The organism is Chitinophaga sp., from assembly GCF_035538455.1.
GTDB lineage: Bacteria > Bacteroidota > Bacteroidia > Chitinophagales > Chitinophagaceae > Chitinophaga.
Map to the genome: position 1 here is coordinate 16,185 of NZ_DATLKJ010000088.1, position 23,485 is coordinate 39,669.

Sequence of the window (23,485 nt, forward strand, 5' to 3'; positions counted from 1 at the left end):
CCTCCACGCGCTTTGAGCGGTGGTTAAAGAAAATAAAGAACATAAAGCAGCGGATTATTGGTTTTTACCAGTGCGTCGTATCTTCATAAGTATGAATGCTATTAACTGCCGGTATATCAGACAGTTTGTGGTTAGTGCTTCTGTAGCAGACAAAATGGGTAGCTTGTCTTTTTCCAGCAGCTCTATCAGACGGGTTTGTGCTCCCATTACATCTTCCGCAGCGCGGGACAGGGCAAACAAGTGGGTTACTTCGAGTTGCCCGGTATCTACTCCTTTCCAAAATGATCTATCAATCATAAAAAGAGGTTTAAGAAACTAAACAGGAAGGAATGTACATGGCGGAAAGGAAGCTCCAGGGCATAAAAAAATGCGTGGAACCTCTTGCCGTCAACAGGGAACCCGTAGGAGGGTATGCAGTCGAACGAACAAGAAGCCCACGCAGTATGGCATGGGCGTCTCTTGTTTCAGTGGACTGCATTTTGAAATTTCCTACGTTTCCCTGCGTACACTAATATTGAGAAGCCTTTATACTCTATGGGACTGCAAAGGTATACAAACCCAGGCAATCAAAAAGAGTACATATAACTCATTCTGACATCAAATATAGTCAAAAAAACGAAAACACAGTATCATGATACTGTGTTTATGCCAAATTTTTGATATGTATTTGCGAATATGGCCATAGATAAGAAAATAGAAATAGTAGAGTTCGGTAAAAAGATAAAATTCTATCGAAAACAACGTAAGCTAAGTCAGGCTGGGTTAGCAGCTTTGGCAGGCATCGAGCCTAAACAGGTACTTAATATAGAACAAGGAACAAGCGATATTCGGTTATCCACTGCCATGAAGCTCATTTGGGCCTTAAATATAGCACCGAATGATGTAATTCCGTATAGCATACGTCCCGAATCCGAAGGTAAGGGCGCTGAATAAAATGCTATAGCTACAAAAAAGTACTTTTCTCATTTCTCTCATTCACCTACCCGTTTCCAGATTCTGTCCCTTATTGACTAAGGCACTGGATGTTATATCCATGTTCCTCAGTCGAATTTCCCCCTGCAGGTCTGATAGTTGTTAACCTTTGAAGTCATTGTTTTCCTGTCCTCAGAAACCAAATAGAAAGTCATCTCTGAACATTTTTGTCCATTTTAGCTATTCATTCGCACTGTAATACACTATTTTTATAATACGTCCACGACTGTCAAAGGATTGACCTGCGAGATATGCAATAACACAACGATGTACAATTTAACCTAAAGAAAACCTGTGTCCGGACAAATAACGAATCTAAAATACACTTCTCCACTCCTCTGCTTACTCATAACAAACGTCTATAATATATAAAATAAAACATGTATGAAAAATTTAGCTTCACCTCAACAGGACTTTCTGGTTAACATGACCTACCCTTCTCACAATCTAACCAGTAGCTATTCATTTACAATGGAACGGATTACCAGAAGCTGGATAGATGCTTATGATTGCCTTTCTCCCGAAATTCAAAGCAAGGCTAAAATGGCTAATTACGGTGTTCTTACGGCTGATATTCTGCCAAACGCAAATTTAGATGTGCTAATTCCTATTTCGCGTTGGATGCTTTGGGCTTTCATTTTTGATGATTACTACGGACCGTTTCCTAAACCAGAGCTAAAAGAAATATGCCGAAAAGCGATTGCTGTATTACGAGGTCAGGAAATTAATCCAGGAGATAACTCATTGTTTAAGCAACTAGCAATCACCAGAAACGAACTTATGGAGATTAGTAACCAAGAATGGATTCAGCGATTTATAAAATCACACCAATACTATTTTCAAGGGCTGTTGATGGACACATTCAGCTATAAAGCTACCCCGGAGTATCCATCAGCTTCAAAGTATTTCAGTATAAGAGATCGACTTATAGGCGGATCAATGGTATGTGATCTTCTGGAATTAGTGGGGCAAATATTCCCAACTGAATTGTTCCGGCACCCTTTTATACAGCGACTCAGATTGCTATCTACTCGCCTTATGATTTTTGATAATGATATATTTTCCTATCAAAAAGAATTGGCTGAGGGAGAATCCATGAATTTGGTATTGGTATTGAAATTTGAAGAAAAAATCTCCGTTAAGAAAGCTCTGTCCTTAACATTAAAGATGAGGAACAATGCATACGAAGAACTGATGAGTTTTCATGATAAAATCACTTCATTTGGAACCTATGGTCCTTTAGTCCAGGACTATTGGCACAATACTCTTATTTTGTTGGAAGGGCAACTAAAATGGTATAAAAAAATATCAAAAAGATATGCATAACAATTGATTAATATTTGTGAGATTTTAATTACTTTTAAAATTCTGAGTTTTCACGGTATCGTGAAAACTCGGATGAGCGCGGTATTGTGAACTTTTCCTCAAGCAATAACCCAAACAAGTTCTTATGAGCATCTTTGGTACCCCACAAACTACAACTGTATTCAAGAAGATATGTTATCTGATTTCAGGGTTATCTCTGACATTAGGTTTGTTTGTTTATAAAGTGTTGGACTATCAACCAATACTATACATTGAGTTATTTATTGGAGGCTTTTTCTTTGCATTACCATCATTCACAAAAATCGTCGGCCTATACTGTAACGTTATTATTTTCTTTCTCGTATTAAATGCAGCCCTAGTGTATTACGGTATTTTGTTAGGCCCACTTTGTGAAGTCCACGTGCTAGTTGCATTTCTGATTGGTGCTGCATGCTTACTTCTTAAAGGACAGAGATTAATGTTCTTTCCAATTTCTCTTGTGATCTTAATGCTTCTCTTCCTGGAGATTAATTACTATAATCATTGGATCGCCCCCTTAAATATCGACTATAAAAGTGCCATTATCGTCAGATGGGTTGTGGTTTTCACTGGTACAGCACTATCATGCATAACAATATATTTTTACTTTAAGGAGTGGGTTAATGAAAAATTTGAAAAGTTAATGTTTGAGTTACAAAGATTGATGCAAGAATTGAAACAGGCCAATGAAGCAAAAAGCATTTATCTTCGGGAAACATCTCATGAGATACGAACCCCACTCACCTCAATTTTTGGGATAGCACAATTACTTTTACTTTATTCAAAGAGAAACCACTTTGTTGATGAGGATGTGAAGAAAGAAATTGAATATTTATTTCAGTCTTCCTTTCTGGCAAGGCAAATTATCAACAATATCCTTGATCTCTCAAAAATAGAAGCAGGTAAATTGAATGAAATCAGGAAGGAAACAATCCATTTGAAGAGCAGTATTGAAGAGTGTATTATAATGCATCGATACGTAGCCAATACTCGATCGATAAAAATAATTTTTGAATATGACGAATTACTACCTGAGTACGTTAGAACAGATAAAATTGCGTTGACAAAAATAATTAATAATCTTGTCTCCAATCTTGTTAAATTCTCTCCTGAAGACAATGATGTTCATTTTTCTGTTACCAGAAAAAATGAACAAATTATTTTTGAAACTAAGAATATTGGTCATATTGACTCAGAAGAGCTAAAGAAAATATTCGAGGCTTTTGTCAGCGACGAAAAGGGCAACCCATTTGAAGGTACAGGATTAGGGCTTCCAATAACCAAGCATCTTGTACAGTTACTGGGTGGTGATATTAAAGCGAATAGTGAAAATAATGTTACAGTCTTCAATTTTTATATTCCATTGGAGATTAGTACTAAACCCGCACATCAGGAGAATGATACGTCAGAAATCACGGGAACATTAAAAGGTTACAAGATCCTATGCATTGAAGATGATCCAATTTTTTATAATATCCTTGAGCGAAGTATAAAATTTCTTGGCGCTGACCCTATAATAGCTACAAATGGGATCATAGGTCTAAAACAGCTTGAAACATTGACACCGGATCTTATTTTACTAGATGCTCACATGCCTAAAATGAATGGGAAGGAATTTCTACTTCGTCTCAGGCAAATGCCCACATTCAAAAGCATTCCTGTCATTGTTACTTCTGGAGATACATTCAGTCGAGAGCGAGAAGACATGCTTGCAGCAGGGGCTGACGAATATCTAGTAAAACCTTACTTATTTACAGATTTGTATGCGCTGATATGTAAATATCTTCCTCCTATCCGAATTTTACTTGCCAAATAGTTTTATAGACGAAGGGCGGAGCAATGACTCCGCCCTTCGTCTATATCTACTTTTGCAGAAGTATATTTTATTACAGTTTATACATTTTTTACAGAGTTATTTATTGGGCTTTAATTTCTCCTGTATTCGGCTGAAAAGCTGTTCACCTGTACTCGGCCTGGGTGCATCTACTTCCACAAGTTGTCCCCGGTCGTCAAAAAGTAAATATCTTGGAATTGTTAATCGGTGCGTGTTTAGTGTGGTCTCCAGTGAAGTAATGAATTTCTTTGTCGGCAGGTAATGATAGCCTTTCAATTTGTAGTTTACAATGAAGGTTTCCCAATTTTTCTGGTTTGCCTCGCTATCGAAAGTTACATAAAGCATTTCGATATTATTTTTTTTAAGGAACTGGCTGAGCTGATCCTCATACTGAAATTCAGCTTTACAAGGTGGACACCAAGTAGCCCACAAATCAACAAAAACATATTTACCCGCAAACTCTTTTTTGATTAGTTCTGGTAACGAATCGGACTTTAATAGCTTATTGGATGATGTCTTCGTGTCGTTGATTTTGTAGGTCGTTAAAATATTCCCTGAATATTCTACACTACCTGTGAATCTTTCTGCAAACTCCTTTTCCAGGTAGGGGATATAAGCACTCCCAGGAAAATTTGTTTTTACAAAATCGATACCTGTAGTTATTATCTGTTTATCTTCCAAACCATTGGTCAGCGCAAGCAAGGTCCGGTTCGACCATAATGCCTCCTGGTATTCTACAGGTGCGTATCCATATCCTTTCATGTCAACCTGTTGAGGACCTAAATGCTCATAATCTGCTTTAGGCAGGACAGTCAACTTGGTTGCGGCAATTACGCCCTTTTGCATTAAGCTCGCTTTTTTCTGCACATTGTTTGCAGACAAGGGTACATGCCTGTATTTTAACGCAAACGGATCATATGTTTTCAGTACCCAAGTAATGACTGAATCGAGATTGTTATCTGATAATTTACTGATGCGATGTGGATAGTCCGGAGATTTTTCGAGTAAAAGCATATTCATCGCCCAAAAGGTCGTGAGTGATTCTATTGCAAGAATCATATTGTCAGCGAAGGCACTGGTAACCGCACTTTTTCTGACCATCCCGCTCATAAGGCTTTTGCCTTTATCAATGATACCCGCTATGGCGGATTCAATAAGGACTGGCTCCGAGTTTTTGCTCAATTCAAAACGGATGGTTGAATCAACTGATAATCCTTTAAGTATAGTCGTATTATTGTACCAATCAATTCCTCCGGCATTGCTTCCTGAGAATACCAATTTGTTTTTCCCCTCCTCTTCCCTTCTTTCAAAATGTACAGAATCTCCGGGGAAAAGGAGGAGCGTCATTGAAAATAATTTACTTTCCAGCCTTACAAAAGAAGGCTGGCTTACAGGTATATGAAGAATTAAACGCTCCTTGGTAATCTTACCAAAGGGTTGGCTGGCGTATATGTTATTAAATATGCCAAAAGGAGCATATCCAAGTACTTCGATGTTATCTGCATGTGGGATATAGCCTGTTACTATTGCATTTTGGGCAAATATTGTTAGCGCGACAAGGGATAATAAAATAGTAAAAAGGATTTTTTTCATAGCAACGTTTAAGTCTTTGTAATATATGAAAAAGAATTGGGCTGTATAGCCCAATTCAAATATAGATTACGATCAGGGGTTGACCGCTTTACATAGAGCCTGACAGTTCTCTACACATTCTATTGCTGTCTGACAGCTTACATAACCCACAGGTGTTCCATTGCAGCTACAGGCAACAGCACCTCCAGTTATTTTTTGCTGTTCATTCTTTGAAAGTTGTTTGAGTGGTGCCAATGCACCGAGGTTGACATTTTTTTTCATAACTTTTTCAAGGTTTAAAGTTGATTAATTAAGGATTTTTACAGGAATCCTATTACCTGCTTCGTTTGCAAACAAAAAAATTAAACGACTGCATTTATTTCAAATTTATTAAGCAGCACCGGCAAGATTTCCGGCAGGTCGTAATAATTATAAGGTGCCATAAGCCTGTTGCCATTAATAAAAATAGTCGGTGTATAGGTAATTTCCCGTCTGCTGCACCAGGCACCATGTTCAAGCGCATCATCTACGTTATCAGTTGTTATCGGGTAGGATTGGTCAAATTCCCCCAAGTCCATTGTTTTAAACCAGTCATGTAGAATATCTTGTTTGATCTTTCTTGCCGCATCTGTATCGCGATTAGCCGTAAACTCTTTTATTGCCTGTAAAATGTGCTGGATTGCTTTGTTTCCCTTATTTCCACTCATGTTCAACTGGTAATTAAAATAGATACGGACGCCTATTTTTTGCTGGCGTAAACAAATTAGTTCAGCAATTACCTCGTGGGCCTTTGCACAAGGGACACAATAAGGAGAACAAGCAATATCAAGCTGTAATGGTGCATCCGGGTTGCCAATCTGTACTTCATGGGCAAACGAAGCAGTATCAACCTGGGAGCCGCTTGTTAAAAGTGGAGAAAGCAACGCTTCGCTTTTTTTAAACCGGGAAAATCTCTCAGTAGTAAGGGTATGTTGTTTACTACTGATCATTAAGCGCCTTATTAAAATCCAGCTCCCCAAACTTATCAGCGACGCCATCAGGTATAACCCAAAAGAAATGGAGCGATTAAATTTCACGAGAGCTGATAATTGTGAACCAGGTAAAAGGATTGCATGCTGAAGCAGCACAACAGCTGCAATGAAAAGGCAGAATATACACCACTGTTTTCTATATGCCTGGTAAAATATAGCTAGTAGCGCAGTAATACTGGCTATAGGGGCAACCAGAGTGAGTGTCAGTAATAACACCTTGGCATTAGGGAATGGAAGAAGTGTACTTATGAGCTGTGCCAGGAAGAAAACAACAACACAGTCAGTTAAACTCAACCAACTAAATAGCATTGCTTTATTTGTCCTGAAGGTTTTTTCGCAACCAGTACCCATAGCATTGCAAAATTTATCTGCAATATCGGTCAGCCCCCATGTTTGAACACTGATAATCGTCCCAAGCCCAATTCCTGCTAATGCTAATGCCTCTATAACAATCAGACGTACGTCCTGAGCGCGTATCGCGAAAAATATAGGCCAAATGAAAAGTACGATGATGCCTGTGAAGATAAGTACACCTGACTCTATCGCCGCCGTACTGAAATTCCTGTAAACATCTTTATTAATAGAAGCGGAAGAGTGAATTTCCGCAACTATAATGATTCCGTTCCATTCATTTATAAATTCAGGAAACTTCCTTGCATATTTTTCCGTATGCTCAATCAAAACAAAATCCTTATCGTCTCTGAATGCAATTACAGGTGTAGGCATATCATGAAATTGAGCTTTGTCAATTTCTATTGCGACATAATCAATGTTCAGCTCATCCAGCATATCCGTAACGCAAACCATTGAATCTGGTGCTGTATGTGCCCTAAAAAAGGCTTCGATGTATCCACGTGGAACAGAAAAGCCCGTGAGTAGACGGAGATAATTAAAAATTATATCTACTTTTTGTTTCATTAGATATGGAATAGTTGGGGGTAGTATTGAGAAAACTAAATTTGAACATTCCGAAAAGTTGGGCACAACAGGGTTCTCTCGTATAACTTTTAGGCTAATGACTTACATCTCAGGCTAACGATTCATTCTTAAACTTAAACTGGGTTGAACAACTGTTGTTTCAGTCACTATGAAAATAGTGATTTTTATAATAGCAACAAATTTTTGTGCTGATTTTATCAGTCTGATATTCAAAAAGCAATAGTAAGCTAACGGTGAAATACATTTTAACCGTCAGCTTACAAATAAAAAAATAGGAGTACTTACAAATTTTCGAATATATCCATCTCTCCGCCCTGATTATATCTCCCCATCTGCACAGCCTTACCTCGTTCCGGTATATCTATTACCACATCCACGTCATGTTGAAAGTCGTTTGGTCCCCGGAAACGTCCATCTTTGGTGACCTGGAACACATATACGAATGCCTTGCCCTGGTTGGCGGCCTTCAATCTGCGCAGATCATCCGGGTTTAGCCCCAGCCGGGTAACACTGTCCATAAAAATATACTGGTACGGGGATAGATTAGCGGGCAATGTATCCGTTACCATCAGGCGGGGATGTTTTGCAGCTTTCAATTTTTCATTCAGTGTGATGCCCAATCCTTCTTCGTTAGCTACAAACAGTACCGTGCCATGCTCACGCGCCAGGTGTCCGGCAAATGCCACACACAGCGTAGATTTACCATATTTGGGCCTACCGCTAATCATTGCCGTAAACCCCGGCGCCGGGTCGCCTATAAAATCGCGCCACTTGCCCTGCAGGCCAATAGTAGAGAATTGCATGTTCGCAAAGTCCATGCTACTCATCACTTCAGACGTGGTTTCCACGCCATTAAGATCATTGTTATTGCCACCACAGCTACACCCTTCCAGCCCGGATAAGATACCCTGTAAACCATTTAAGGTGGCGGTTTCTATTCTGAGTGTTTTAGTATTCCTTTCTGATAGAAAATTTCTGAGGTTCTTCTTTATATCGTACAGAGGCACTATATACGGGTCGCTTTCGGTGATAATCCCTTTCTCCACAGCTTTGTCAATCTGTGATAACAGTGCCTTTGCTTTATCCTTTATGCCCGGCTTTTCATGCATACCGATATACCGCTTGATATAACCAACAGACGCCAGCAGCTTTTCTGATACTGCAAATTGTTTGAACTTCTCTGCTGTTTCCGGGGATAGGGTGATCGTAGTTTTGCTGTTTATCTTGTTATAGGTTTCCACTAACCTGTCCTGTATATAACGGATTTGCTCCGCCCACTCGGAGGTTTTGCGGATACGTTTTTCGACAATAGCTTTCTGTAGTGAGTTGATAAAGCGCAGCAGTTGTTCTTTGGTCTGTGTCTTCCCATTCAGGTTCACAAAGCGTTTTATGAACCGGAGTTCTTCCGGTATGCGGGATACCATGCTGATGGAAGATGGAGCAGGCTCCTGCTTTTTCTTACCTATATTTCCAGCAATCTCTTTATACAGGCCCACTGCTGAAAAAACTTCCTCAACGTCTTGCCCTGCAATTTTCCTAACCACGATTATATCATCCGCCGGGTCGATAAAAACAACATTGTCTTTATCCTTACCGTTGATCCAGCCCTTATGGATCGAGGTTAAAGGGTTCCCGCGCAGTACATAAGGCTCCAAATACTGCATAGCTAAGGCCCTGGCCTGCCAGAACTCCGGTGATAAGGAATCTTTGTCGGGGCAAAACAGATCAGGCTCCTTAGCTTCATCGTCTGGCAGCGATTTTGGCTTTGCTTTTGGTTTTGATTTGCTGGTTTTCCTGGACAGATGTTTTGCCATCCCCTTAAAATGCAGGTCTATGGCTTCTTTGATGACCGGGCTTTTATCATAGCCATTCCAGTCCTTACCATTACTCGTAGCCTCTACTACAAACTGGTGGCTTTCCTGCAACCAATCGGGCAGGCTGTTTATATCTATATCCTTTACCTGTTTAAAGTAATTATCCTTTGTAAACATAGTGATCGTGTTTAGATGATGTGCTATGCAGCCAGCCGCATTTGCAGCTTGAGTTTTATGATGAGGGCTTTGGCTTCCAGCTCCAGCAGCTTTATATCGGGTTGCTGGTGGTTTTGTGTTGCTGTGATTGCCTGCTGCTGTGCCGCTATTTGTTCTGCCGCTTCGTCCACCGGTGGCGGCAGTTCAATGCTGCGCAGTGCCGTTACAGTATTGGCTGATTTATCTATATGTTGGAACTGGTATGGGGTAAGGGTTACCGCATGTTTGTGCTTATCGTTCAGGATCTGTACAAACGGCTGAAGGTTGCTTTCCTCTACCCATGCGCTCATGTTGTTAGATACTTTCTCAAAGTTGCCGCCACGCACCAGTGCCAGCAGGTCTTTATCTAAGAACAGCTCCCCCGCACGTTGCCGGGAACTGGACACGATCACCCGGTAAGCATCGTTTTTTTTAAAAAAGGATAAACCATTGTCGGTATTTAGTTGCCCATTGGTCGTCAGGCTGCGGATAAGGGGCAGGGCTTTAATGATGGGTACGGTTACACGCTCTTCATCCGGTTTCCCGGTGTCCCAATACTCCGGCATCAGGATGCCTTTTTTCGTTTGTCCGTCCAGGGTAGTATAGCTTACCAGTTTTCCTTTATAACCTGCAAATGCCTGTAACAGATTTCCGGTAATGATATGACGGGTGTTCCTGTCCACGCTGCTTTGCCGGATATACTCCTGCCAGTTGTTTAGTAACGTATCCTGGTCTTTGGGCTGTTCCGTATCCACACTGGCTCCGATGATCGCCAGCACATCTGCTGACATGGACGCGGGGAGTGCAATGTATTTCATGCTGGAGGCAACGGCAAAGCGCAGTTTCACCTGCGAGGGCAGGTAAGGGTTTTTCTTGCGGTGGTCTATGACAAAACCCAGGAACACGGCAGGTATCATTTCTTTTCCTTTCTCAAAGTTGAAAACTGTATAAGAAAGGTTGCGGCCAATGGTAAAGAAACGGAACAGTTTTACCAGGTAGTCTTTTTTACTTTTGGCAGTTTTATTCAGTAGCTCGATCTTTTTCTGTTTTGATTCCTGTAGTTCTTTTTCCCGCTCTGCTACTGCTTTTGTCCACTCTGTCGTACCAGTATTTAGCTTCTGTATTTTCTTTTCATTTGGTATATCGTTTATTAATTGCTGATAGTACTGTTCTGTTTCCTGTAGTTCTTTATCCAACGCGGTTTGCCAATACTGAGTGTAGTTATCTATGTATTGCTGTTGTAACTGCTGCGGTGTACCTGTTTTTATGGCTTCAGCCAGCAGGGTGTCGAGTTCCGCGCGGGAGAAGGGTTTGCGCAGCACATTGGCCTTAACGGTTTCCAGTATGCTGTCTGTGCCGAACACGCTCCCAGCACCGTTACCCATTTTTATCACACGGGCATTGGTGGTTTCCGCCTGTAGCTCCATTGCCTCTACTTCCAGATCATATTCGCCAACCTGTTTCAGATATTCTACATAATCGTTATAACGGCTGGAAACCTCACTGTAAAAATCCGTTTGCATTTTTACAGAAAGTACTGCTACACGGCCACTCACTTTCATGGCAGCGTCTTCACTGTAGGATGGTTCACTATCAACGCTATCTTCCAGCGATCTTTTAATATACAAAGGGTCGTCCAGCAGATTGTTGACTTCTTCGTTTTCTATAAGGTATTCTTTTACAATCTTATCTCCGTACTTATTTAAGAAATCAGGCACATCAAGTATTTTATTGGATTGCTTCTGATTGGAGCTGGTATTGGCATCGAGCGATTTCAGCTTTTTCTGTAACATCATCATCAGCCGTTGTTCGGCAGGGATGGCAGAAGTAATATAATCATATATAGGTTTGATAATCTGCCCTGTGCGGTTAATGCGTCCGCGCTTCTGCACTTCGGTAGAAATGTCCAGTTCGGCTTGTAGTACGATCATCACACGCTGCTTCACCTGGTCGGCAGGCACTTTACTGGTAGGAATCGCATGCGCCGATGCGCCAGTGCTGCCGCTTTGGTTTATCAGCAGTACATCAACCTCATTATTATTAAATTGCCGGAAGGCATCATTGGTGTTCACTCTTCTGCGGGATCGTACCAGCCCCATGCCGGTGCTGTGATTGAGTTGCAGCTCATATTTGCGCCCGGTTACTTCTGCTACAGAGTATCCCGCAGCTTTGAGCTTCTGCACAATCACATCTATAGGAGAAATAGTGATTCCGGTAGATACGGTTCTGATGCGTGCTGCAATACGCTCATATTCCATTATAGCAGCAGGCCCCAGCTCACTTAGCGTAAATCTTTTATGGATAGAATTACCTGCTGGATCTTTTTCCGTGTAGCGCATTACCCCGTCCAGCCCACGCCACAACACTTCCGAAAAATCTGCATTAATAATATCTCCATCACTCACAGGCAACCCAACATCATTTTGCAATGTTTCTATAAAGCTCCCCATCGTAGAAGCAAATGCAATAACAGGTTTCTTTCCTTCCCTCAAACGCATGATCGCTCTATCTGCCACAGCTTCTGCTTTGATAGAAAACAGCATTTGCCCGATCACCTGGAACACTTTGGAGAAATATGGCAGGTTATCCACTCCTGCCTGGTTGGTCCCTTCACGCAACTCTGTAGATTTACCCTCTGCAGCTACTATCTCATCCAGCTCCTTGATAATAGAATCCACATAGGCTTTCTGGAAGGCGATAATATCGCGGATGATTTCGGTGACATTATCGGCTATGGCGCTGTGTTCTTCTGTTTTATCAGTAAGGGTAATGTAGTTAACCTCTACACCTTCGTAACTGCGCTCACGGCGGAGCATTTGTCCTTCACTCACCAGCTGTGCGCTGAGTACTTCCTGCAGTGCCACGCCGCCTTTGGTGATGGCTTCAACCAAGTTCTCTTTACTCATGGTGCAATCACTTATAGCAGTCTTCATCGCGTAGATTGGCATATTGTCAGGGCGTTTAGCAAATGTGGCGCTCAAAAAGACAACTCCCCGCGTCCTGGCCACCACCCCTTGCATGAATATACCTGTATTGGAAGCTCCGGAACTGTTATGCGCTTCATCCATGATGAAGACGTTGTCTTCTGCTACCGCACGGAGAAAGGCGGGTTTTTGTGGTTTTTTATCTTCCTGGTTAAACTGGCTGTAGGTAGCTACCACAAAGTCATAGGTAGGTGGCAGTTGCCTGCTGGCAATAATATCTTTTTGTACGTTTGGTTCAGGCGCCTGGTATACAACATTGCCGTCTTCATCTTTTATGTCGGTCTTACTTTCGCGGGCATTCACAATAAACGGGCGCAAATGCCCGCTGCCGATGGCGGCCAGGTCGCGATAAATATCACTAAACAAATTGGCTTTCTCTGTGAGGAATATAGGTTTTAGTCCTTGTTGACAGGCATACCGTATAACAGAAGCGGCCACACGTCCTTTGCCTATGCCGGTTTGATCTCCGATAATCATACCCTGGTTGCGGGCTTCAATGTTATAGATGGCCATGCCTACAGCATCTATCTGCTCGGCAGACAGGGCGCGACATAGCTCTATTTTCGTGGTATAGCCGAGGCGATGACGAACAAAATTATCCATATCACCACCTACGGCTATACGAACCCTTTCAACGGCTGACTGTGTTTCATAGGCCATACTGTCCGGCACTTGTGTGTTCAATACCACGCAAGCCTCTGAAGCAGGCTGGTAAGGAGCTTCAAGTGTGCCAGGAATTGTTGTATTGCTTCGCAGCATTTGTAATATATGTTGGGCCTTTGCTTCCAGATGTTTCATGGATTCTGTTTTTAATATCTCTGGCTGGTCGTTATATGACCTGCCCATAGCTGCCATCACCCGCTCGAACAGATCATCGAAGCTGTGTACTTCTTCGTCCCCAGCCTGTTTGAGTGGTGCTGCGCCTATGGGCTTAGGCTTACGGCCTGCTATCAGTATAAGACGCACGTCAAAGGCTGTTCCCTGCCTGCTATACAGTTTTTTTCCATCAAGATTGATGGCATCTTTAACATAGTAATGGTTGTATAGGTAGTTAAAGAAAATGCGGTTCTTACCAGCCTGTATCCGTCCCAGCTTGTCCCATGTTGTATGCCCACCAATGATGATGGAGGCCTTCCCGTTATCTTTCATTGTATCAAGCGCACGCAGGGCCATCAGGTGGTCAAGGGTAGTGATTTTGTAATCGTTATAATACACAGGTCTATCCAGTATACCGAAGGGCGGATTGGTCAGCACGGCATCAAACATATAATCAAGGCCGGTAAATGGAATGGTGGCATCTTTATCCCATACATTTGCATATCCTTGCGAAGAGAGGTTTTCACGACGAAGCGGGTCCACCTCATTGACATAAATATAGCTGGGATCACCTGCTATAGTAAGTAATCCGTTACCTGCGCTTGGCTCAAAGGCCAACCTGCCCCGGCTGCTGAATGTATCCAGCTCACAGAATATGCCCATCAGGAAGCCAATAGGTGCCGGAGTGCTGTATTGCTGAAGCAGTATTGATTGGCTGGTACGGTGTGACAGGTTGACCTGCCGGTTGTATAAAGCAACGATCTTCCCGTATCGCTCACGTACGGTCTGGTCTGTCGCCTGTGCATAGAATCGGGCTACACGCACAATAGCCAGCTCAGTAAGCTCTTTTACTTCTGTTTTATCAGTAATCCCATACTGCTGTGCCGCCAGTTTTTCAACGCTGGTTTTTGTATGGCCTCCGCCATCTTCCTGTACGAAGGCTTTCATCATCTGCCGAACGAATGAGAGCCTGTTTTCAAACAATCTTTCCATAGCTCAGGTACAATTCAACTTTCTTTGGGAAAGAGGATATAAAATTGGCGGCTTTCTCCAATTACTTGTACTAAGCCAGTGGCCTGTAGGAAAGCTCATACCTCAAATCCCATATGAAGCGGTAGTCTTGCGTACCTTCTGCCCACCGATAGCTGAAGATGTCTCCATTACGTTCAACTCTTTCGATTGCCCATGCTGCTACATTGGGTTCGACGCCAGGATTACTATACCCCTTATAAAGGATGTTCGGTATACTTTCATCTATACGCATCGGTTCTTTTGCTCCACCAATACCACCATTAGCTGTTATTGTATCGAGCAACTGCTTTAAAGTATCACGCGTCTGAACCAACAGTGAGTTGGTGGTATCCTGCTTTGTAAAATGTGTCCCCAACATCTCTATAACTCTATTCTGAAGCTCAATGACATTATTTACAATTGGACTGGTGACATCGCTGAACCGTATATAAATATGGCGTAGTGGCCCTTCCCCAATATCAATACAGAGGGTATCGCCCTGCATGATGCTGATTACCCGGACTTGCCATTTATGCACCAGCTGTGGAGTAAGTCCATCCCTTGCAATTCTGATAGAACTTACATCATCGACTATCTGAACCTTTGGCATAAATAAAAGTATTATTGTATTGTGTCGTACTGCTGAAACTATCTGCAATCGCTTCTCCAATCAGGGTGCCCGCGAATGCGCCTACCATAACCAACGGGGCAGATTCTTTGCCTGCAGCTTTTGCATAAGCATAGAAAAGTAGCGTGGTAATTAAGGTAGATGCGGAAATAATTGTTTTCTCTGAGCGCTGCATTATAATAATGTATCAAGTAACAAGATTATGGTTCCTTACCTACTCAGAAGTAGGTATGTTGTGGTGCCAGCTAATGCCGCCAAACCAAAGGATAACAGCTTGTTGCCAATCTTTCGCTTTCGCAGTTGCTTTTGACATAGTAAATTCTGGTCTAAAAGTGTCTGCTGTGCAGCTAGTGCATTGCTATAATTCATCTGTATAGCTGCATATTGTTGGGATTGTATCTGTATAGTGCTATCCTGTATATCCACCTTTTGCTGTAGCGAAGTAGCCAGTGCATCATAAAGGCTATCTTTTTCTGCTGATGATTGCAATAAGTCACTGGCGATCTGTTTGATGCTATCACAATTATTCAATAAGGCAGTTGTATCCGATAATTGTAGTGAAGTTATGATCTGTTCTTCCAGTTGCGCCTGTAATGCTTTATTGTCTCTTTTTACAGCTGTCAGTGCATGTGTGGTAGCCACCACCTTCTTTGACAACTCGGTTCTTTCAGCTTCCAGCTGTGTAATACGCTGACGATAAATCGCTGTCATATCTTCTGTAACCACCGGAGCTATGTTCATAGTAGCCGGAGCTACCGCGACTACAGGCTTTCTATGGCATCCGTTAAACAAACGAGTAGTGGTAAAGAATACCAATACGCCGATCACAAAGAAGGCTATACGAAAAACATTAACGAGCTTCATTATTGTAGTTTTCATTTAATTGTTTTTTGTGGTTAAAGTTTTCACCTGCTTATTGTCGTCTCTCCATGCTGTAGCCAAAGCACCCTGCTGCTACCAATGAGGAAAATGAAAAGAACATAAACTCCGGCAAGTCCTTTCCGTAGAACTGTTGTGCGATCCAACTTACCAGAAGTACCATCAATAATAACCCTACAGCCACTTCCCGCAGACTATAGGTACCATTCTTGTCTCTGAATAGTTGCTGAAAAAATTGTTTCATAGTTTTGCTTTTAAATCTTTGAAAGCATACGGTAGGATAAAAGGGTAAGTGCCCCCACGGCCAGCGTCACCCCGGCAATGACGATCACTGGCCGTCGGATAAAGGGACCGCCTGTTTATCCAGAGCAGCAGCGACCGGTCGGATAGCCGCTGCTGATGCTGAAGATGGTGGTTGCTGAATAAGCGTATAGGTAAAGATGTTACCGTATTGTTGTTTATGCCGTTCGGCAAGCTGCATAAATTCCTGGAAGTTATCAGCATCTGCAAAGACCTGGCAGCCTGCACTAAAGCTATCTACCAACTTAGTTTTCCCATAAGCTGCTGCGCGATGGATGTTGATACCGAACATACCTGTCTGTTCTTTGCCAGTTGTATAATCCGGAACATTGTTACGGTTATAATCCCTTATCACAGTTACAGGTCTACGTTGCACCAGGGCCAGATACTGTCCGCGATGCATCCCGATGGCATAACAATCCTTGTACTGACCAGGTTTGAGAATAGCGGCACCGGCGCTATTGATGGGTGATAACAGAAAGGGAGTACCGGGATCTGTTGTAGCTTCATATGAACGAAGTTGCCAGCTACCATTTGCATCCATATATACTACGTAGATATGATCACTGAATGCATTCGGCACATGATTAGCACTGCGAACACCGATGATATTCAGTTCAAACGGGCGTGTAAATAGCCGGTAACCTCTTGCAAAGAGTAATTGTTTTAATTGCTCTATCATAAAGTATTAATTGGAAAGGTGAAAGAAATCAGGCGACCAACAGCAATGCTGGAAGGTATTCTGTCAGCCATTGCTGGATATTAAACCCTGGATTAGGAAAGCTATACACGTATAACTGGTCGGCTGATTTGATATGGGCATCAGGAAAACGTTCAGTCAGCATTACCAGGGTGTTAAAGAGGGTTTCGTTCTGATGAACAGTACGGCTGTCAACATGATTCCCCTCCTTATCCATTCCTCCAAGTAATGCCAATTCAATTGTGCCGTCCTTTGGGTGGACTTCGTGTAAGCTCAATAAACGGCCACTCTTGGTGATCACATAGTGATAGGGCAGATTCTCCAGGGCATTTAAAGGGAGGTCATTTTTGGTAAAAGAGGAATGTACCACGATATAGCGAATGTTCTGTCGCTGCACAGTAGCTTGCTTCAATGCTGCTATTCGCCTCTGTTTGCGCAGCAATTTTCTTTGTACTGTCGTCATGATAGTTGTTTTTTGATGATTAAAGAGTCCGGGCACAACTCGCATGCACCAGGAAATAACGGCCATTGTTACTAAAGAGAATGTAATCCAGTTTGCGACTTATCTGCTGTCCAAGTACCGTATGGGCAGGAACAGTGACAGATTGGAGGCTATTTACCCATATACGGGCGGGCATCGTAGTAATGATCGGTAGACCGTTTATGCCGGATAGGCTCCATTTATTGCCGTCATACTGCAACCCCATTTTTGCAAAGGCTAATCTTAGTTGTTGTTTCTGATCATCACGTGTAAATGTGGTAAGAAGGCCATTGACCAATGTTTTACGAGCACCTCCATTTAAGCGAAAGGTTTTAAAATAATTGCTTACTGAACTGTATTGCGCTGCACTGTTGATACTATTGAGTAAAGAAATAGTTTTGTTGAAATCCCTCTGCTGGGCTGCACTGAATAACTGGCGGGCAAGAGAAAGGCTATCAGTTACGTTACTGTCTGCACCATTACCTACCAATACATTATAGAGGGTTTCAGAAACCGTAGTTGAAAATTTTAGTTTCTTCAATGCTGCAACCAGCTCTGCACCAAAAGCACCGTCTGCTCCATATTTGGGCAGTATCTTGTCACCATATTTGGTAATGAGCGCCTGCTGCAGTAGTCTTACCTTTTCTCCTTTACTACCACGTTTCAGAGGAAATTCATCATTCTTTACCTTGTTTTTATTTCTCCGGCCACCTATCCTGATCGGTGTATTCATAGCTTCTTTTATATCCGGATCATCAATTGGAATGGATGGTAAGGAATCAGAAGGTAGGGGACTATTCACATTACCTGATGGCGAAATAGCAGTAGTCGTATTTTTCACGCCAGCTGGTTCTATATTGGATGGGGTATTACGAAATACGGCACTATCCAGGTCCGCAGAGCGATTCCGTTTCTTCTTTATATACTGCCAACCCAGGTAGCCTACTATACCGGCTGCACCAATTGCTAGGGTAGTAAGAACTATATTATTGGCCTTTGCAGATACTGCAGAGCGCTTTCCCTTACTGTTCGCTCGTTTAGCGGTACTTTTCTTTTTTACTTTCATGCCTTATACTTTTGGCTTATTATAAATGATCTGCATATAGGAAGGGTATTCCCAAAACTCCAGCTCATGACGCAGATCATGCTTTAAGTCATTACCGTACATTGTTCTATAAACACGCCCCACTTGTTCAAATGCTGACTGAGTAGGTATTTCAATGAAAACAGCTTTAATCGCTGCTTCATCAGTACCAGGGAACATTCCATAAGCCATATCGAATGCTGCTTTTAACCGTATTGCCCAACTCTGGTACTGTGCAGGAGATAACTGCTGTTGTACACCATTGTTCCTTTCTGGTTTCACATTAATGATTGCAAGCATTTCATTATATTCAGTACTCTTCAACTCCTTTTGCATATCAGACATCATCGAACGGTTATATAGTTTAGCGTAAGAGTCCATTGTTTCCTTGAAGACCTGTTTGCTGGGTATATGCCGTACCACCGTACGCAAAGATTTTACATCAGTTCCCCACCAGCCATCATTGTCAAACGCCATTTTAATCTGTTTGGCATATGTCGCGGGATTACCATCGATATAGGTAAGGCGCTGCTCGCGGTTTGCACGATCCTTTAAGATTGCCCGGCGAGCAATTATAACAGCGCCACCAATGACGATAATACCCACCAGTCCATACTGTAGCTTTTCCTTCAGTGTTAATTCTTCTTCCATGATGGTGGTAATGAAGCGTTCGACCAATGCGGTTTACATTAAGTATTGCTTTGCCAGAGCAGTTTTCACAGGATCGTTCTTAACAATATGGGCCAATCGTTCCAACTCTAAAGCAGTTAGCCTGGAAGCCAGTACAGTAAGGGACTTCACTTTCAACTCCGCTTCATGTTGCGTTTTGGTTTCAAGATTAATTGTGAAAGAATACTTCATTTGTTCTGATTTAGTAGAAAATGAATTTTATTGTGCTGCACTCCCGGCACTATCCACATTGCTATGAAGCAACGAGATAACAGTCTGGATCTGCTCTGGCCTGGTAGTAAGATGTGCGATTATACTGAGCACGCCAATGATCTGTTCTTCAGTCAGCTTCTCTTGCATTTCCTGCAACAGAAGCAAACGATTACCGGTGGCTTCATCTATTGTACTTTGCTGATAACTCGCTGTCTCTTGTGATGGTGCCGTGTTTGCATTCATACTATCATCCAGCAACCCAGCCAGGGCCGGAAGTTTATCGGTATTCTTCTTCAAAAAACCCATCAGTATGTGAGCACCAATGTCTCCCCAGCTGATATGATGTTTTCTTTTCTCCTCCTCCAGAGTTGAAATGCGTGCCTGTAGCTGGTCGGCATATTCTTCGGCTTCATCTAATTGCTGTTCCGCCTGTTGCAGTTTCTCCCTTAACTGCGCCAATTCATGTTCGCGGTTATTCTCTGCCAGTCGCTGACTGATAAGGTTTTCCACTTCACCGAGTCCATCAAGCCCCTTACCTGGCTCAAGCCGACGATTGAATGAATAGCGTGTATTACGGTTTGTGTTCGGACTATCATAGATCAGGATACTGATACTACGACTATCTGGCGTCAGCTCCTGCTCGTAATCATCAAACTCGTTAATATCACAGGTCCGGGGAATGACCTTAAAACCATCGATAATGATCTCATAGTCTTTGGCTCTTCCTTTGTCCGATTCCCGCTGTAGTAATCGTCTTATGTGGTTTATCTTCTGCGGATCATATTTATCTTCGACTAATGGCATGTTCTGTATTGTTTGGCTTCAGGTATATGGTATCGCCTGCAGGAATTGTAGATGAGCAGGAACAGCAGACAGATTTTGCATTGTGACTGTACCCCTGTGTTCATACTGTAGCTCATTCGCTTGTTCAGTTGCCAGATCAAAGTACCCACTGTCGCTATTGATACGGGTAAATGCAACACACTCCAGCAGTACAAGCAGTTGTTCAGCAATATCAATCCGCACGGTTGCAGCAGCCGGTAGAACAAAATGTCTGAGACGCAAGCGGTAATTGTCGCCATAACCCAGCTCCTGCATTCTTTGCCTGATATACTCCGTCGCGATTATCTGATTCATACGATCGATTGTTTGTACTGATCATCGGTTGTAAGCCACAGGTATATGTTCACGATGTAAGCAGTTTGTCCAGCCAGCTGATCTTTATAAATACCATAAATGATAGGTGTATAAGGAAGAATTAACTGATCCGGCTCCCTGTACCAGCTTTGAGCAATCCCACTTTTTTCCAGTGCAGTGACAAAGGTGAAGCCCGAACGGTAATGCGTGTACCCTAGTTCCTGTCCTCCTGTATTTATCTGTGGTACTGTAACATACTGACAATTGCACCTGTCTATCGATCCCTGCGTAAATAGCTGAAGTTGTCCTGCGGTAAACACACCGCGATAAGCGCTAAACGGAGCTTTCATCCGAATCCCGGTCTCTATGCCTGTTATGGCTGTTGTTCCTTGCGGAATATTGATCTGGAAACAGGATATTTGATCCTGCTGCTGGATAGATACTTCATGATGCAGAATATTGCTAAGTAACATAATGATTTAGCTTAATCTGTTTGTTCGCAGTTCAAATACAGGCTTACCCGATAAGGTTCAAAAGTGGTACGTCCATCACCATTATCCCGATAGTCTATCTTTACTATCCCATTTCCAACAGGAAGAGAGCCGGTTTCATAAAAACGGAGATGAGGAGACAAGTTGATACCACTCATTAGCAGTTTAGATTCGTACCCATCAGGGAAAAGTTCATTTTTGGAAACTTCAATCCGTTGACTGCCTCTGTAATACAGTAAGTCTTCCTTATCTGCACTAAGCAATATCCCTTTGATACTGGTTATGTTCTTATCTAACTGGAAAGTCTGAGTAACAGCCTGTCCTGCGGAAGAAACTTGTATATCGAAGCGTTTTTTTACGAGAGTGGTCATAGCATGTTGGTTTAATAAAGCTAACCCACGAGCTGCCCGCCATTTTGTTGGTATACCATTAACAGCTCACTGAGACTGCGAGTGTTTTGTCCATACCCGGCACCAGGAAGAGAAGCCCATATCTTACGACATTTTTGAATGGCCATAGCAATTCGTCCTGCCGCAATATCAGGCAAGGCCCCTTTCATTCTTATTAGTTCAAGGGCTGCTCTGTCCTGGCTTTTGGGAGAAAAATCAGGTAGACTTAATTGTTTTTTCAATGTATTCCAGGTTCCATAAAGAAACTGGTATGCACCTGCCGCTGTGCTGGTAATGCCCCATTTTCGTATAGCCGTATTTGGGTGATTGGCATAAGAACTGAACATCAGACCTCCGCCATATAGCTTTTTATAAGCATCCGGACCATATGTTCCTTCACTGTGTTGTAACATTATTAAGAAGGCACGGATGTTCGCATTCACGATGTTGGTTGTAGATGATGATGTGTCAGCCATAGCAATATTTCTTTTCTTCTTTCTGTGCAGCAATAATAATGGGGATACCAGCAACAGCCCACAGGCGAGCCGTTGCCAGCTCATAATTTATGGTGTAGTGATCGTCCCATGTAAACCACAATACACATAGGTATTCGCAGGAATGCCTTCGGTACTGCCAAGTTCAATCGTCAACTCAATCAGAAGATCATCTGAGATGAGGCGAGGGTTGGCGAGCTTGTAATACCCAATAGGCACATAATGGAAATTGGCTGTTTTAAATACTGCATTAGATGTTTCCGGTACGATCTGCTTTTTGTTTACTTTGAGGTTAAATTCCCCATTGACGATTGCCGGGAAGTTTTCGATTGATTTATAGTCGGTGGCTATGATCTTATCCTTTGTCCCGTCCGCTGATGTCCCTGCGAGTAAGGTTACCCCGGATACAAGTAAAGCCTGGTTCTTTGGCAGCTTTGCATTGGAAATATTACGAAGGCCGACTTCTTTATCATCCTGTGTTTCCCACAGCTTGATAGTTTTGCTGTTCACAGGCTTTATGGAATAGATCATTGTGTCAGCCAGTCGTAACTCGCCACGGGCAAGACCTTCTTTGATATAGGTTGGCAGTTCTCCAAAGAACTTTTCCATTTCAGCGCGGGAACCGCGTGAAGGTGCGCCGGTGCTGGTGAGTTTATTAATGGTGCGCTGGCGCTTAATAGGGTTCATTCTGCGTAGCGCACCCAGCAGGGCTTCTTCTCCTTCCAGTCCAAGCAGCGCACCGCTATTATTATACTCTTCGATGCCATCGAAGCCTTCTAATCCTAACATGGGAGTGGATTTAATGTAAAAAATGATTGTTTAAGAAAAGTGTATTTAATCAATAGTTGTATTCGGAAACATCCCCAATACCATCCTCAAAGCCCTCCATATCCGGCTGTAAGGAACCTACCGGCGCACCTTGAAGTCTTGCCATACCTGCATCTTCGATCTGGCGCTCGATCTCATCGAGTGCTGAGAGATCTCCAACCTGGTCAAAGTCTCCATTGATACTGTCAAAATCGCCGCTGACAGGAGAATAATTAGCGTAGTCAAAGTATTGCAGATCTCCCATACCATTTACCGTTACATCCGGCTTTCTGACGATCTTACTCAGGTAGGTCTTTTCTGCAAGACTCTGTTTATAGGCTTGCAGGCGTTCTTTTATACCATCGAGGCCATCCACCCCATTAACGCTTTTGTTACCGGTAAAGCTGTTTCCAGCCATCATGCCAAGACCGAATGTGGCCGCGATCCTGTTGTTGAAATAGTGACCGATGCCGGTAACTCCTAACCCGATCAGAAAGGATGGCCTTCCTACAACTGCTGCGGCAAGGCCGCCGCCGATCACACCGATAAAAAGATCCTTTGCAGTCTCCAGAGCAGAGTTCTTTACATTATGGTGCGTGTCGAGTGAATTATTTAAATGAGCCAGTACAGCTGTCTTTGCCGCCTTTTTCTGGTATCTGTTTTTTCGCTTAGCCATGAGATAAAGTGATTAAAGTGAAAAA

Annotated in this window: 24 protein-coding genes; 3 read left to right on the forward strand and 21 right to left on the reverse strand. The window is 42.6% G+C overall.

Features of this window, described 5'->3' with window-relative positions:
- Window positions 1-54: 54 nt before the first annotated feature.
- Window positions 55-297, reverse strand: coding sequence for a hypothetical protein (locus VM802_RS10140; protein WP_325529953.1), 243 nt, complete (start codon window positions 295-297; stop codon window positions 55-57).
- Between the two features lie 378 nt (window positions 298-675).
- Between VM802_RS10140 and relB the strand changes: the two genes are divergently transcribed.
- The 3 genes from relB (at window position 676) to VM802_RS10155 (ending at window position 4,132) form a co-directional block, all read left to right on the forward strand.
- The gene (relB, locus tag VM802_RS10145) at window positions 676-933 is read left to right on the forward strand and encodes a type II toxin-antitoxin system RelB family anti-toxin (protein WP_325529954.1); all 258 of its coding nucleotides are present in this window, start codon (window positions 676-678) and stop codon (window positions 931-933) included.
- Between the two features lie 423 nt (window positions 934-1,356).
- Window positions 1,357-2,298 carry a terpene synthase family protein gene (locus VM802_RS10150; RefSeq protein WP_325529956.1) on the forward strand — a complete coding sequence of 314 codons (942 nt, stop codon included), beginning with the start codon at window positions 1,357-1,359 and terminating at the stop codon, window positions 2,296-2,298.
- 124 nt (window positions 2,299-2,422) lie between these two features.
- On the forward strand, window positions 2,423-4,132 hold the full coding sequence (locus tag VM802_RS10155; protein ID WP_325529958.1) for a hybrid sensor histidine kinase/response regulator: 1,710 nt from the start codon (window positions 2,423-2,425) through the stop codon (window positions 4,130-4,132).
- A gap of 96 nt (window positions 4,133-4,228) precedes the next feature.
- Here the strand turns inward: VM802_RS10155 and VM802_RS10160 are convergent, their stop codons facing one another.
- The 20 genes from VM802_RS10160 to VM802_RS10255 all read right to left on the reverse strand — a co-directional run bounded on the left by VM802_RS10160 (window position 4,229) and on the right by VM802_RS10255 (window position 23,460).
- Complete coding sequence (locus VM802_RS10160) at window positions 4,229-5,743, reverse strand: redoxin family protein (protein ID WP_325529960.1); 1,515 nt, start codon at window positions 5,741-5,743, stop codon at window positions 4,229-4,231.
- Between the two features lie 341 nt (window positions 5,744-6,084).
- Window positions 6,085-7,671: a vitamin K epoxide reductase family protein gene (locus VM802_RS10165; protein WP_325529962.1), complete on the reverse strand. Its 1,587-nt coding sequence runs from the start codon at window positions 7,669-7,671 to the stop codon at window positions 6,085-6,087.
- A gap of 302 nt (window positions 7,672-7,973) precedes the next feature.
- Complete coding sequence (locus VM802_RS10170) at window positions 7,974-9,683, reverse strand: P-loop NTPase family protein (protein ID WP_325529964.1); 1,710 nt, start codon at window positions 9,681-9,683, stop codon at window positions 7,974-7,976.
- A 23-nt stretch (window positions 9,684-9,706) separates the two neighbouring features.
- Window positions 9,707-14,494, reverse strand: a complete 4,788-nt coding sequence (locus VM802_RS10175; RefSeq protein WP_325529966.1) for a strawberry notch C-terminal domain-containing protein — start codon at window positions 14,492-14,494, stop codon at window positions 9,707-9,709.
- Between the two features lie 70 nt (window positions 14,495-14,564).
- A complete protein-coding gene (locus VM802_RS10180) occupies window positions 14,565-15,122 on the reverse strand; it encodes a hypothetical protein (protein WP_325529968.1) in 558 nt (185 codons plus the stop codon).
- Window positions 15,097-15,315 carry a hypothetical protein gene (locus tag VM802_RS10185; RefSeq protein ID WP_325529970.1) on the reverse strand — a complete coding sequence of 73 codons (219 nt, stop codon included), beginning with the start codon at window positions 15,313-15,315 and terminating at the stop codon, window positions 15,097-15,099. Before VM802_RS10185 ends, VM802_RS10180 begins: the two co-directional genes overlap by 26 nt.
- A gap of 35 nt (window positions 15,316-15,350) precedes the next feature.
- Window positions 15,351-16,019 carry a hypothetical protein gene (locus VM802_RS10190; protein ID WP_325529972.1) on the reverse strand — a complete coding sequence of 223 codons (669 nt, stop codon included), beginning with the start codon at window positions 16,017-16,019 and terminating at the stop codon, window positions 15,351-15,353.
- A gap of 34 nt (window positions 16,020-16,053) precedes the next feature.
- A complete protein-coding gene (locus tag VM802_RS10195) occupies window positions 16,054-16,263 on the reverse strand; it encodes a hypothetical protein (protein ID WP_325529974.1) in 210 nt (69 codons plus the stop codon).
- Between the two features lie 84 nt (window positions 16,264-16,347).
- Window positions 16,348-17,001: a hypothetical protein gene (locus tag VM802_RS10200; RefSeq protein WP_325529976.1), complete on the reverse strand. Its 654-nt coding sequence runs from the start codon at window positions 16,999-17,001 to the stop codon at window positions 16,348-16,350.
- A gap of 28 nt (window positions 17,002-17,029) precedes the next feature.
- Window positions 17,030-17,482: a peptidoglycan recognition protein family protein gene (locus VM802_RS10205; RefSeq protein WP_325529978.1), complete on the reverse strand. Its 453-nt coding sequence runs from the start codon at window positions 17,480-17,482 to the stop codon at window positions 17,030-17,032.
- Between the two features lie 19 nt (window positions 17,483-17,501).
- The gene (locus tag VM802_RS10210) at window positions 17,502-18,566 is read right to left on the reverse strand and encodes a peptidoglycan-binding domain-containing protein (RefSeq protein WP_325529980.1); all 1,065 of its coding nucleotides are present in this window, start codon (window positions 18,564-18,566) and stop codon (window positions 17,502-17,504) included.
- A 3-nt stretch (window positions 18,567-18,569) separates the two neighbouring features.
- Window positions 18,570-19,235 (reverse strand): hypothetical protein, encoded by a 666-nt coding sequence (locus VM802_RS10215; RefSeq protein WP_325529982.1) that lies wholly within the window; start codon window positions 19,233-19,235, stop codon window positions 18,570-18,572.
- 33 nt (window positions 19,236-19,268) lie between these two features.
- Window positions 19,269-19,445 (reverse strand): hypothetical protein, encoded by a 177-nt coding sequence (locus VM802_RS10220; protein WP_325529984.1) that lies wholly within the window; start codon window positions 19,443-19,445, stop codon window positions 19,269-19,271.
- Window positions 19,446-19,472: 27 nt separating this feature from the next.
- Window positions 19,473-20,270, reverse strand: coding sequence for a hypothetical protein (locus VM802_RS10225; RefSeq protein ID WP_325529986.1), 798 nt, complete (start codon window positions 20,268-20,270; stop codon window positions 19,473-19,475).
- An 18-nt stretch (window positions 20,271-20,288) separates the two neighbouring features.
- The gene (locus VM802_RS10230; protein WP_325529988.1) at window positions 20,289-20,603 is read right to left on the reverse strand and encodes a hypothetical protein; all 315 of its coding nucleotides are present in this window, start codon (window positions 20,601-20,603) and stop codon (window positions 20,289-20,291) included.
- Window positions 20,600-21,076 carry a hypothetical protein gene (locus VM802_RS10235; RefSeq protein ID WP_325529990.1) on the reverse strand — a complete coding sequence of 159 codons (477 nt, stop codon included), beginning with the start codon at window positions 21,074-21,076 and terminating at the stop codon, window positions 20,600-20,602. The genes VM802_RS10230 and VM802_RS10235 overlap by 4 nt, the downstream gene beginning before the upstream one ends.
- An 11-nt stretch (window positions 21,077-21,087) precedes the next feature.
- Window positions 21,088-21,465, reverse strand: a complete 378-nt coding sequence (locus tag VM802_RS10240) for a hypothetical protein (RefSeq protein WP_325529992.1) — start codon at window positions 21,463-21,465, stop codon at window positions 21,088-21,090.
- A 20-nt stretch (window positions 21,466-21,485) separates the two neighbouring features.
- On the reverse strand, window positions 21,486-22,043 hold the full coding sequence (locus VM802_RS10245) for a glycoside hydrolase family 24 protein (protein ID WP_325529994.1): 558 nt from the start codon (window positions 22,041-22,043) through the stop codon (window positions 21,486-21,488).
- Between the two features lie 3 nt (window positions 22,044-22,046).
- Entirely contained in the window at window positions 22,047-22,766 is a 720-nt protein-coding gene (locus tag VM802_RS10250) for a hypothetical protein (protein ID WP_325529996.1), read from the reverse strand.
- 49 nt (window positions 22,767-22,815) lie between these two features.
- Complete coding sequence (locus VM802_RS10255; RefSeq protein ID WP_325529997.1) at window positions 22,816-23,460, reverse strand: hypothetical protein; 645 nt, start codon at window positions 23,458-23,460, stop codon at window positions 22,816-22,818.
- Window positions 23,461-23,485 lie beyond the last annotated feature (25 nt).